At 44.7% G+C, this 13,643-nt stretch carries 8 protein-coding genes; 4 read left to right on the top strand and 4 right to left on the bottom strand.

Annotated features, from left to right (window positions below):
- Positions 1-5: 5 nt before the first annotated feature.
- The 4 genes from M8998_RS02520 to bglX are packed head-to-tail and all read left to right on the top strand — an operon-like array spanning position 6 to position 8,304.
- Positions 6-3,044, top strand: coding sequence for a SusC/RagA family TonB-linked outer membrane protein (locus M8998_RS02520; RefSeq protein ID WP_249990419.1), 3,039 nt, complete (start codon positions 6-8; stop codon positions 3,042-3,044).
- A gap of 23 nt (positions 3,045-3,067) precedes the next feature.
- Positions 3,068-4,603, top strand: a complete 1,536-nt coding sequence (locus M8998_RS02515) for a RagB/SusD family nutrient uptake outer membrane protein (protein ID WP_249990418.1) — start codon at positions 3,068-3,070, stop codon at positions 4,601-4,603.
- 33 nt (positions 4,604-4,636) lie between these two features.
- Positions 4,637-6,004: a glucoamylase family protein gene (locus tag M8998_RS02510; RefSeq protein ID WP_249990417.1), complete on the top strand. Its 1,368-nt coding sequence runs from the start codon at positions 4,637-4,639 to the stop codon at positions 6,002-6,004.
- Positions 6,005-6,018: 14 nt separating this feature from the next.
- Entirely contained in the window at positions 6,019-8,304 is a 2,286-nt protein-coding gene (bglX, locus tag M8998_RS02505; RefSeq protein WP_249990416.1) for a beta-glucosidase BglX, read from the top strand.
- Between the two features lie 74 nt (positions 8,305-8,378).
- Here bglX and galK read toward each other — a convergent pair whose 3' ends face one another.
- From galK to ligA, 4 genes are all read right to left on the bottom strand, one after another.
- Positions 8,379-9,536, bottom strand: a complete 1,158-nt coding sequence (galK, locus tag M8998_RS02500; protein WP_249990415.1) for a galactokinase — start codon at positions 9,534-9,536, stop codon at positions 8,379-8,381.
- Positions 9,529-10,578, bottom strand: coding sequence for a UDP-glucose--hexose-1-phosphate uridylyltransferase (locus M8998_RS02495; protein WP_249990414.1), 1,050 nt, complete (start codon positions 10,576-10,578; stop codon positions 9,529-9,531). The genes galK and M8998_RS02495 overlap by 8 nt, the downstream gene beginning before the upstream one ends.
- Before the next feature lie 150 nt (positions 10,579-10,728).
- On the bottom strand, positions 10,729-11,610 hold the full coding sequence (gene dapA, locus M8998_RS02490; protein ID WP_249990413.1) for a 4-hydroxy-tetrahydrodipicolinate synthase: 882 nt from the start codon (positions 11,608-11,610) through the stop codon (positions 10,729-10,731).
- A gap of 9 nt (positions 11,611-11,619) precedes the next feature.
- A complete protein-coding gene (gene ligA, locus M8998_RS02485) occupies positions 11,620-13,638 on the bottom strand; it encodes an NAD-dependent DNA ligase LigA (RefSeq protein ID WP_249990412.1) in 2,019 nt (672 codons plus the stop codon).
- Between the last annotated feature and the right edge of the window lie 5 nt (positions 13,639-13,643).

Genomic DNA, 13,643 nt, shown 5'->3' with positions numbered 1-13,643 from the left:
TATCTATGAGGAAGTCACTTTTACTTGCCTTGTTGTTCGTATACAGCAGTGTGCTGTTGTATGGGCAAAACACCGCTATTCGCGGTACAGTAAAAGACAGCCAATCGCGCATGAGTATTCCTGGTGCTACTATACGTATCGCCGGTAAATCCACTGCTTCACAAACCGATGATGCCGGGAGGTTTACCATCGAAGCTGCTCCAGGCGATGCGTTGTCTTTTTCATTCTTAGGTTATGAAACCAAAACAGTTACTGTCGCAGCTGGTGACACCGTACTTAACGTCGTATTGGAAGACGGTAATCAATCTTTGGAAGAGATCGTCGTGGTTGGTTATGGTACACAACGACAACGTAATCTGACGACTGCAGTGGCGACCGTGCGCGCGGACGATATCGTCAAAACACCAACAGCAAATCCTATGCAATCGCTTCAAGGTCGTGTACCGGGCTTGCAGATCGTGAGCAACGGTGCCCCAGGCGCCTCGCCTACGGTGCGATTACGTGGTATCACATCCGCAGAGGGAGGCTCAGCACCATTGTATGTAGTAGATAATATGTTTTTCGACAATATCGACTTCCTAAATCCCAATGATATTGAAACCATCAACGTATTGAAAGACGCTTCTGCTTCTGCCATATATGGTGTACGCGCAGCGAATGGTGTCGTTATTATTGAAACGAAATCAGGAGCGTACAATAAAGACGCGGAAATTGTATATGATGGTTATTGGGGTATTCAGAACCCACAGAATGTCCTTCAAATGGCCAATACGGAGCAGTTTGTTCGCTACATCAACGAGACGGGTAGTACCGCAGATATCGCATTTATACAAAATGCCATCAACCGCTTCGGCGCCAACCCAAATAATCCTGCACTACCCAATGTCAATACCAATTGGTACAACGAGGTAATGTCTCCTGCGCCTATCCAAAATCATAACCTGTCTTTCAGTGGCGGTAGCGAGAAAACACGCTATTCCATCGGCGGAAGTTATTTCAATCAAGAAGGTTTATTAAACGATCAGCGAAATGATTTCACCCGTTTGAATTTTCGGACTAAAGTAGATAGTCGAGTAAAAGATTGGTTGACGGTAGGTGCTAACTTTAATGTAAGTACTGCACGCCAATATGTCGGTGAAAATACCGCTTGGTTCCGCTCCTATTTTGCCGTGCCTACCCTACCGGTATTCGATCCACAAAATACTGCTGCCAGTCCATTAGGATTGGCCAACGCGCAGTCGTTAGGATATAGAGGCGTACAAAATCCTTTTTTCCCCTTGAATTATGTAGATAACAGAAATCATATTGCCAAAGTATTAGGTAACTTCAATTTGGAAGCCAATATCATTGAAAACAAGTTAAAATTCCGTACGCAGTACAATTACAGCTTGGCATTCAATAATACGCGTCGCGTTGATCAGGAATACAATGATGGCGTCACACAAATCCCATCAGCCATCAGCCGTAATAATACGAGTAGCTATGATCAGGTATGGGATAACTTCCTGACCTACGACGATCAGTTTGGTAAGCATAATTTAAATGCCGTTTTGGGGCAGTCTTACCGTACCGAATATAGCGAATTGCTATTTGCGCGTGGTACAGCTATTAATCCAGCACCAACGCGTGCTGCAGAACAATTCTGGTATCTGACAAATGCGACCGATTTTGACGTAGATGGTATTGGCGATGCCAATGAAACTACATTAAATGCCAACCTGAAGTTTCTTTCTTTCTTCGGTCGGGTAGCTTATAACTATGATGGAAAGTACCTGTTGTATGGTACGCTGAGAAGCGATGGTAATAATAAATTCCAACAAAGATGGGGACATTTTGCAACCATTGGTGCAGGATGGGTTGTATCACAGGAAGAATTCTTTAATGTACCCGGTATAAACTTCCTAAAACTTCGAGGAGGTTGGGGGCAGCTAGGTAATGATGGTATCAACCCTGCAGTAGGTCGTCCGACTTATGGTGAAAATCTGGGAGCTATCGGTGATGGTCGTACAGTGGGTCGCTTTCTCAATCCTTTGTTCGACTTAATCACTAGCTGGGAAACGACTGTAGAAACCAACATTGGTGTGGATGCCCAATTTTTAGATAATCGACTATCACTAAACGCCGATTATTTTATCCGCGATACACGCAGTCTTGCGGTAAACATTATTCCACCGGTACTTCGTGGTTCGGAGCGTCGTAGTGTGGGTGAGTTTCGTAATCGGGGTTTTGAAATGAACCTAAACTGGCAGGACAATATCAACGAAGACTTCTCCTACAGCATCGGCGGTAATATTGCTACATTGAGCAACGAAGTAAGAAGACTAGGCGATGCTTCATTTTTAGATGCGGGTTCTGCCGAATTCCGCCAGCGTTCGATTATAGGTCAACCTTATCAAGCCTTTTTCGGTTATGATGTGCAAGGTGTGTTCCAAAACGAACAACAGATTCAAAACAGTGGATATACGGCAGAGTTTATTCAAGCGAATGGCATCCGCCCTGGAGACCTAATTTTCAGAGACGTAAACGGCGACGGTGTGATCGACGATCAGGATCGTACGGTACTTGGGTCTTACCTACCGTCATTTACCTGGGGTGGTAACTTAGGGCTTAGCTATAAACGTTTTGATTTCTCCGCGTTATTTCAAGGACAATCAGGTTTCAGTATCCTAAACCGCAAGCGCGGCGAGATGATTTTCACTAACGATACCAACATCGATGCTAATCTGGCTGAGAATATGTGGCGCGGTGAAGGTACTTCGAACCAATATCCTTCTGCTTCGGGCTTACGTCGTGCCTGGAATCAGAATATGAGTAGCTATTTTATTGAAAGTGGTTCCTACTTCCGTTTGCAGAATGTTCGCTTATCTTACTCGTTCTTCGGCCGTGAATCAAAAATTCCAGAGACACGCGTAACCTTTACAGCAGAACGCCCATTAACCATCTTTAAATATAACGGGTTCAACCCGGAAGTGGCTGATGGTATTGACCGCGAGGTTTACCCAATCCCAGCAGTATACACTTTAGGCGTAATGATTAAATTGTAAGCAGCCATAAAACTATGATTCAAATGAAAAAACTATATAAAACTGCTCATACCTTACTTTCGCTATCCACGCTAGTAATGATGAGTGCCTGCTCACTCGATGCACCACTAGAAAACGAAATTATCGCCGATGAGATTGATTACTCGCAGAGCGCTAACATGGTATTGCTGGCACGTGGTGCATACAACGACTTGTATAGCATGGAATGGGAAACGGTGCCGTTAATTGGCGTTCGTGGAGATGACATCAATGCAGGAGGTCTCGGCGACCAGCCTTTATTTGCTAATGCAGATAACTTCCGTTATGATCGCAATTTCTGGATGCTGAACTCCACCTGGTTAAATCTGTACACCGACCTGATCAATTGGCAAGGTGCTATCGAAGAAATTCAGAAGTACCAAGCGGCCGGCGCGCCGGAAGCCACCGCACAACAGTACATTGCCGAAATCAAAGTGATGCAAGGCTTTGAAATGCTCCAACTTGCCCGTTTATGGGGAACGATATTGATCCCAACTAGTTCGGTACCGGCAGACATGTTTAATGTGGAGCCTACAGATTTCGCAGGTGTGATGGCTCATATCTCCACGTTGATGGACGAGGCTATGCCTGCCCTGCCAGATGTGCGCCCCAACCAGCGTACAGACATTCGTGGTGGAGTAACCCGTCACACGGCATTGGCAGTGAAAGCAATGGCTAATTTGGAAGCGAAAGATTATCCAGCGGTCGCCGAGGCAACCAGTCAGATCATCAGTAGTGGATTGTATAGTCTTTCAGCAGATTACTACCAGCTATTTAAGATACCGGGCAAACTCAATAACGAAAACTTATTGGAGTACCAATATTCAGATTTAGGTACAAATACAGGAGCTTCTTACCGATTCCCTTGGGATTTTTATGGCCCAAGCAGTTGGACACCGGCTCGCGCCGGAGCCAGCCAAGGATGGGGTTTCTACGAACCGAGCCAAAAATATATCAAATTTATGTTGGATCGTGGAGAAACTGATCGCTTAGAGACCACCGTACTATTTACGCCACGTGGGATTGCCGAACTGCAAAGTGATCCGCAATATGCAGAACTGCCTGATTTCATCAGCAATACCACCCGCGAAGGTGATGTATTTAATGATCACCCAAGGTATTTTTTCCTAAGTGGCAAACACTACTTGCCATCTACACAGCTCACACAAGGCCGTACGAATTATGGCGAAAACAAAAATATGATCGTCATTCGCTACGCGGAAATCCTGTTGATGCATGCTGAAGCCTTAGTTAGTGGTGCTTCTAGCAGTACGTTAAGTGCCGATGAGGCGGTTAATATTGTTCGTCGCCGTGCAAATTTAAGTGACATCTCGGGTGCGACTCTCGCAAATGTTTTAGATGAAAAGTTTGCTGAATTCGGTTCGGAATGGGGTATTCGTTTTTATGATTTGATCCGTCATGATCGTACCAATGAGTTGAACTATGAAGGAAGAACCTACCCTGCCACAGGTCGCTTTTATCCTTATCCATTACCACAGCAAGACATTTTGCCACAGTTAGTTGGGCTAGAACAGCGATAGTATCTACACAAAAAAGCGAATTACTAGAAAAATATGAGGGAAATAAAAACAGTAGGGTTTACGATTTTAGCAGCAACAAGCCTATTCATCGCTTGCCAAAGCAATACCAGCAACCACACTGAAAACAACGTATCAACGGAGTCATCTGCAGCAGATGATTCCCTACTTACCGAAATTCAACGAAACACCTTTCAGTATTTCTGGGAGGGCGCTGAGCCTACCTCTGGTATGGCGCGCGAAAGAATACACTTGGATGGTATTTATCCGAAAAATGACAAAAACGTGGTCACGATAGGTGGCAGCGGCTTTGGATTGATGGCCATTATCACCGGAATCGAAAGAGGCTTCATTACGCGTGAAGAGGGCGTGAATCGCTTAGATCATGTGATGACCTATCTGGGAGAGATCGATCGATTTAAAGGAGCTTGGGCGCATTGGTATCATGGAGATACGAAAAAGGTACAAGCATTTAGCGAGCAGGATAATGGTGGTGATATCGTGGAGACCGCATTCATGGCCGAAGCACTGATCATGGTACGCGAATACCTGAAAAATGGTACAGACGAAGAAAAAGCAGTTGCAACCCAGGCCGATGAATTGTGGAAAGGTATTAACTGGAATCACTACACCAATGGACAGCAGGTAATTTATTGGCATTGGAGTCCAACGGTGGATTTTGGTATGAACCATCCCGTACGCGGATACGATGAAGGATTAATTACCTACATTCTTGCGGCATCTTCTCCTAATCACCCTATCGATACCACGGTTTACCACGAAGGTTGGGCGCGTTCTGGCGAGATTCGTTCATCCGCAGAAAAGCTAAATATACCCTTGAGCATCAAACACAATGCACGTCCCGGCGAAATCGGGCCATTGTTCTGGGCTCATTATTCCTATTTAGGGCTTGATCCGCAAGGTTTGCAGGATCGCTATGCAAATTATTGGGATGTGGTAAGTAACCACGCCAAAATCAATATTGCGTATGCAGAAGAGAATCCAAAGAATTACAAAGGTTATGGTGCAGAAAAAGGCTGGGGATTAACGGCCAGCTACTCCCTTAAAGGATATGATGCACATCATCCAGACAATGATCACGGTGTGATTAGCCCTACCGCTGCATTATCTTCCATGCCATACACGCCAAAAGAGAGTATTGCTTTTGCACATTATTTAAAAGACTCATTAGGTGATAAAGTTTGGGGAAAATATGGATTCTACGATGCCTACAGCGAAACCGAAGACTGGTTCCCACAGCACTACCTCGCCATCGATCAGGGCCCTATTGTGGTGATGATCGAAAACTATCGAAGCGGCTTGCTCTGGAAGCTCTTTATGGAGGCTCCAGAAATACAAACGGGATTGAAAAAGCTAGGGTTTACATCTCCAAAAATCCGCTAAGCAAAATATACAACATGAATAAACGACATTTTCGATTGATACTATGTGCACTAGCGATACCTTTTTTGTCGCAAGCGCAGCAAGATGATACCAAAATGAACCGATTCTTAGACGATTTAATGTCTAAGATGACCTTACAGGAAAAGATCGGGCAACTAAACCTGGTAACGGCAGGCGAAGCCGTGACTGGCTCTGTCGTATCTACCGGTGTGGAAGAAAAGATTGCCGAAGGAAAAATCGGTGGCATCTTCAGCCTCAGCACACCAGAGAAGACCCGTCGTGCTCAGGAAATTGCCATGAAGCAATCACGCATGAAAATTCCAATTATCTTTGGAATGGATGTGATACACGGCTACCGCACCGCTTTTCCTATTCCGTTGGGCTTAGCTGCCTCTTGGGATCTGAATTTAATTCAACAAACAGCTCGTATTGCAACCAAAGAAGCTACGGCAGATGGTATTCACTGGGCATTTTCCCCGATGGTAGACATTAGTCGTGATGCCCGCTGGGGACGTATTTCTGAAGGAAGCGGCGAAGACCCTTATTTAGGTAGCTTGATTGCCGCAGCAATGGTTCGCGGATTACAATCAGATGATTTACGTGCTAGAGATGCGATGTTAGCTTGTGTAAAACATTTCGCCTTGTACGGTGCTGCCGAAAGCGGTAAAGACTATAATACCACCGACATGAGTCTGCACCGCATGTACAACGAATACTTTCCTCCCTACAAAGCGGCTATTGATGCGGGTGTTGGTTCGGTCATGGTATCTTTCAACGACATCAATGGAGTTCCAGCCAGCGCTAATAAATGGTTATTAAGCGATGTATTACGCAAAGACTGGGGTTTCAAAGGGTTGGTGGTATCAGACTACACTGGAATCAACGAACTGGTAGATCACGGATTAGGAGATTTGAAGCACGTATCTCAACTTTCTCTCAATGCCGGCATGGATATGGACATGGTTGGTGAGGGCTTCTTAACTACGTTGGAGCAATCATTTACCGAAGGCAAAGTTTCTCAAGAACGTATTGATGCTGCCTGCCGTGCCGTATTGGAAGCAAAATACAAGCTCGGCTTGTTTGACGATCCCTATAAAAACACGGATCCCAAACGCGCAAAAACCGATATCTATACCAAAGCGCACTTAGAAAAAGCACGGGAAGCAGCTACAAAATCTTTTGTGTTGCTTAAAAATGAAAAGCAGCTTCTGCCTTTAAAAAAGCAAGGTAAAGTAGCAGTTATTGGCCCATTGGCTAATACCGGTAGCAATATGCCAGGTACCTGGAGTGTGAGTGCCGATCATGCCAATACGCCATCCTTAGTAGAAGGGATGCGTGCTGCATTGGGTAATCAAGTAGAAGTCATTACGCACATCGGTTCGAATCTCTTAGAAGATGCTGCTTATCAAGAGCGTGCAACGATGTTTGGCCGCACTATTCCGAGAGATGAGCGCGATGAGGAAACGATTTTGGCAGAAGCGGTAGCAGCAACCAAAGACGTGGACGTCATCATAGCCGCATTGGGAGAATCTTCGGAAATGTCTGGAGAAAGTTCCAGTCGTGTAGATATCGGAATTCCAGAAATCCAACAACGCTTATTAAAAAAGCTATTGGCCACCGGAAAACCGGTGGTATTGGTTCTTTTCGCTGGCCGCCCGATGACCATTGTTGGAGAGAGTAAAGCGGTGCCTGCCATCTTAAATGTGTGGTTTGGCGGGTCAGAAACTGGAAAAGCCGTAGCAGATGTGTTGTTTGGTGACGTAAACCCTTCCGGTAAACTTCCGGCAAGTTTTCCAAAACACGTAGGGCAACTTCCGCTTTACTATGCGCATAAGAACACCGGACGCCCTTTGGCAAAAGGACAGTGGTTTGAAAAATTTCGTTCTAACTACATTGATGTAGATAACGCACCCCTATATCCCTTCGGATACGGCTTAAGCTATACCCAATTTGATTATGGGCAGCCGCAGCTTTCGTCAGAAATCCTAACAGCAGGTAGCACCATCGAAGTACAGGTAGACGTCACCAATTCGGGTAACTGGGATGGTGAAGAAGTGGTACAGTTGTACATTCGTGATGTCGTCGGATCGATCACCCGCCCGGTCAAAGAATTGAAAAAATTCGAGAAGCTATTGATTAAAAAAGGAGAAACGAAAAAGGTGTCTTTTACCTTACAAGAGGAAGATCTGAAATTCTTTAACCACGAATTAGAGTGGGTTGCTGAACCTGGCGATTTTGAAGTATTTGTGGGTACAAACTCGGCGGATACCCAGGTAACCAGATTTACTTTGAGCAACTAATAATTAATTTTTCAAATACAAGAAGAGCGGGTTGTCTTACGATAACCCGCTCTTCTTTTGTTAATTGTCCTATTTTAGTTCAACAAAGTTGATCCACCTGATGCGGCGACAAAGATCGGTTCGAGTGCTAATCCGAAAGCATCTTTGTATGCTGGCGCTACCTGCTTTGCAATACGCTCGGCATGTCCTTTCTTAACAATATTAATAGTACAGCCACCAAAACCGCCGCCCATCATTCTAGCTCCTACCACCTCTGGTTGCTCTTTCATGTAATCTACCAAAAAATCTAACTCCGCACAGCTCACTTCATAGTCTTTACTAATGGCCTGATGTGCTTCAAACATCTGACGTCCCATCTCTTCGATGTTGCCCGATTTTAAGGCTTCACAAGCCAACTCTACACGAATATTCTCTTCTACGACATACTTACACTTTGTAAATATGTCCTCACTTTTAGGTTTTACGACAGATTCCAGCATGTCCACAGTAGCATCACGTAGGCTGAGCACTTCTGGATATTCCTCCCGTAGCCAAGCCACACCCTGTTCGCAGGAATTACGTCGATCATTATAGGCAGACGATGCTAATGAATGTTTGACATTCGTGTTGAGCAACACCAACTCATAATCTCCCAAAAGTAGGGGCACATGTTCGTATTCCAAAGAACGGCAATCTAGCTTGATCACGAAATCTTCTTTACTCAGCACCGATGCGAATTGATCCATGATACCACATTTTACACCAGCAAAAGTATGTTCCGCCATTTGGCCGATTTTAGCAATTTCTTGCCGGCTAAGTTTAAACTGAAAAAGTTCATTCAAGGCAAATCCAGTAGCACATTCTACCGCCGCAGAGGAAGATAAACCCGCTCCCAATGGCACATCGCCATCCACATATAGATTAAATCCTTTAGGTGCTAAACCAAGTTCCTGTAGCTGATGCACCACACCAAGGATATAATTTGGCCAACCCTTATCGGACGGGCTTACGGTATGAATGCTCGATTCAAAATATTCTGAAAAGTCCTCCGCATACAATACGATCTTATCGTCTTCACGTGTTGCTAACGCCACGTAGATGGCCTTATCTATGGCAGTAGGCAGCACAAACCCTTCATTATAGTCCGTATGCTCTCCGATAAGATTGATCCGCCCCGGTGACTTCGCCATTAAATCCGGCTCCGCGCCAAATAGAGCCAGATATCTTTCCTTTAGTTTGCTTTCCTTAGACATCTAAACGTGTTTTATAATGTGTTGTTGCTTGTTTTTTTATTAAATCGGCAGCATATTCTGGCGTGACGTCGCGCTGTGGATTTGCCATCATCTCATAGCCTACCATAAATTTCTTCACGGTAGCAGAGCGTAATAATGGCGGATAGAAATGCATGTGCCAATGCCAATGCGCTTGATTACCACTGTTCACCGGTGCCTGGTGCATTCCTGCAGAATAGGGAAAAGAGGTATTAAAAATATTGTCGTAACGAATGGTCAATTCCTGTAATGTTTTGGCCAAATCTGTTTTTTCTTCGGCAGTGAATTCCGCTATGCTGGAAACATGACGTTTACTGACGATCATCGTTTCGTAAGGCCATGCCGCCCAAAACGGCACTAATGCTATAAAGTGATCATTGTCGATGATAATACGCTCATTTTTTTGAATCTCCAAGTTTACATAAGCGGATAAAAGAGATACACCATGCTTTACAAAATAATGGTGCTGTTGTGCATTCTCCTTCTCCACCTCTACCGGTACATTACCTTGCGCCCAGATCTGTCCATGAGGATGTGGATTGCTACATCCCATGATGGCACCTTTGTTCTCAAAAATCTGAATGTATTTTATCCAATCATGCTTAGCAAGCTCAGAAAATTCTTGTTGCCACAAATCTACTACCGCGACAATCGCATCTTCTTCCATCTCCGGAAGTGTAAGATCGTGCCGCGGACTGAAAGCGATCACTTTACAAATGCCGCGTTCGCTTTCTGCCTGCAAAAGATCAGAATCATTATACTGGCCTTGTGGAGTATCTTGCAACAACGCCGAAAAATCATTGACAAAAACAAAACTATCCCCGTATTCGGGATTAACCGTGCCATCAGCACGTTTATTCCCAGGACATAAATAACAAGTCGCATCGTAAGAAGGCCGCTGTTCGACAACGAGATCTTCCACTTGTCCCTGCCACGGACGTTTGCTTCGATGAGGAGATACCAGCACCTTTTCGCCCGTCAGAATATTGAGACGGGTATGGGGATGGTCTGAAAAATTTAACATAGATGTATCTGTGGTTAGTAAATTGTAAAACGCATTTGTTAAATGTAAGATAATTATAAAAAAATTAAAAGTGTTAAATTAACACTTTTAATTTTTTTATCACATCATTGCATTTCACCACAGAAGTGATAGAAGAAAAATACCGTTATTTTACTGCGCTAGCAAAGGCATTGCCTGTTTTATGGCTTCCTTAGTAGCGTCTGTAATCGTTACCAAAGGCAGGCGAACATGTTCGGTACCGATATACAATTCTTGCAAGATGTACTTCACACCACATGGATTAGCATCTACAAAGCACAAGTCTATCGTTTCCAATAAGCTATTGTGTGTAGTTCGCGCTCCTACATAATCTCCTGCGGCACACGCGTGTACCAAATCAGCAATTTGCTTCGGGTAAGCATTTGCCACCACGGATATCAAGCCTACGGCGCCCAAAGACATCATCGGCAACGTAATTGGATCGTCGCCCGAGATTAACAGAAAATCTGCTGGTTTGTCGCGCATGATTTCACTAAACTGCGCAAAGCTTCCAGATGCCTCTTTCGTCGCTACGATATTGGCAAAATCCTTCGCTAAGCGTACCGTTGTCGCTGATGAGATGCTACTCCCTGTTCTAGATGGTACATTATATAGAATGATCGGCAACTTACTCGCTTCGGCGATCGCTTTATAATGTGCATAAATCCCAGCTTGAGTAGGCTTACTATAATAAGGAGAAACGGAGAGTATGGCACAATAACCGGACACATCGAAGCTACTTACCTCTGCGACAACTTCAGCGGTATTATTACCCCCTATTCCGGCTACCAAAGGTATACGCCCTGCTACCTGTTTAGCCGTAAATTCCCATACGGCAAATTTTTCTTTCTTGTTCAGTGTAGCTACTTCACCAGTGGTGCCCAAAGAAACCAGATAATCCATTCCACCTGTTATCTGATACTCAATCAATGTTGCTAAAGATTCGAAGTCAATAGATCCATCGCTGTGAAATGGTGTCACTAACGCGACTCCCGCTCCATGTAATTCTTTCATTATCTGTACTTACTGATTAATTATTTGAAACAGTTCCTGATCTGAAATAATCGGAACTTTTAACTTTTCTGCTTTTGCCAGTTTAGCCGGCCCCATCTTATCACCTGCTACCAGGTAATCCAACTTAGCGGAGATGCTACTCAACATACGACCACCGTGCGATTCGATGATTTGTGTTAGCTCCTCGCGGCTATGGTCGGCAAAGACGCCCGAAATTAAGAAAGTTTTGCCAGATAAATGATCTCCAGCGAGTACAACTTCTTTATCCTCCACTACAAACTGTAGTCCGGCATGTTTTAAGCGGGCTATTTCTGCTAAGTTTGCCTCGGTGTGCAAATAAATATAAACACTTTCCGCGATCCGTTCACCAATATCTGGTACGGCCGCTATTTCTTCCACTGTTGCCTCCGCAAGAGCATCTATGGACTTGAAATGTTGTGACAATTTTCGAGCCACCGTCTCGCCAACATGGCGTACGCCCAAGGCGAAAAACACTTTTTCGAAGGGTTTTTCACAAGATTCCAACAACCCTTGCAGCATATTATCAATCGATTTTTGTCCAAATCGATCCATCGTTAGCAAATCTTCTGCCCGCTCACGGAGGGTGTATAAGTCTGATATTTTGGAAACCAGACCATTCTTATAAAGCGCTTCCACCGTTTCCTTACCTAAACCTTGAATATCCATCATCTTGCGCCCGATGAAGTGCTGCATTCCGCCAATAATCTGCGGGCGACAAGTAGCATGATTCGGACAGTAGTGCACCGCCTCCCCTTCTTGTCTGACTAACTCGGTATTACATTCCGGGCAATGCGTAGGATAATGTATCGCGATAGCCCCTGCCGAACGCTTTTCTATATTTACGCCCATAATTTTGGGGATGATCTCACCACCTTTCTCCACGAATACGGCGTCGCCTTCGTGCAAATCTAAACGCTGAATTTCGTTGGCATTGTGTAATGACGCCCTTTTTACCGTGGTACCAGCCAACAATACAGGCTGTAAATTCGCCACAGGCGTTACTGCACCGGTACGGCCTACTTGGTAGCTTACGTATTTCAGCACGCTTTCGGCCCGTTCCGCTTGATATTTATAGGAAATGGCCCAACGTGGGGATTTGGCCGTGAAGCCTAACTCCTCTTGCATCGCATAATCATTCACTTTGATCACAATACCATCGATATCGTAGGTGAGATTATGTCTCTCCGTGTCCCAGTAATGTATAAAATGCAGCACCTCGTCGATAGAATAGCACAACTTGGAATGCTCAGATACATGAAAGCCCCAGCTCTTTGCGGCCTCCAAGCTTTCCCAATGCGTTTTAAATAGTTTACTGCGGTTATCGGCATATAAGAAGTACAGAAAGCAATCTAACGGACGCTTTGCGACTTCTTTGGGATCTTGTAATTTAATCGTTCCTGATGCGAAGTTCCTTGGATTAGCATAAGCTACTTCTCCCTTTTCTTCCCGCTCCTTGTTCAGCCGGAGAAAAGCAGATTTATGCATGAGTATTTCTCCCCGAATTTCAAAAGAAGCTGGATAATCTGTTGCTTTGACCTGGTGAGGAACGCGGCGAATGGTCTTCACATTCTCGGTTACATTATCTCCTTTTAGGCCATCACCCCGGGTCACAGCACGCAACATCGTACCATTTTCGTATGTAATGGCGATGGATAAACCATCAAATTTGAGTTCGCATACGTAGGACACATCTTCTCCTACCGCCTTCCGCACTCGTGCGTCAAATTCTTTCAGCTCTTGCTCATTATACGTATTTCCAAGCGAGAGCATGGGCCAGCGATGTGCTACGGTTTCAAATCTACTGGTAATATCTCCACCTACCTTTTGCGTAGGTGAGTTGGGATCTAAAAGTTCGGGATGTGCCTGTTCTAGACGGCTTAATTCGGCCAGCTTTTGATCAAAATCAAAATCGGATATCTGCGAATTGGCCAACACATAATATTGGTAATTGTATTCGTTAAGTGCTGCGGTAAGTTCCGCAATCTGTTGTTGAACATCCTTTGGCATAGACG

It is taken from the genome of Sphingobacterium sp. lm-10 (assembly GCF_023554555.1).
Classification (GTDB): domain Bacteria; phylum Bacteroidota; class Bacteroidia; order Sphingobacteriales; family Sphingobacteriaceae; genus Sphingobacterium.
This window is presented reverse-complemented; position numbering and strand designations above follow the sequence as displayed.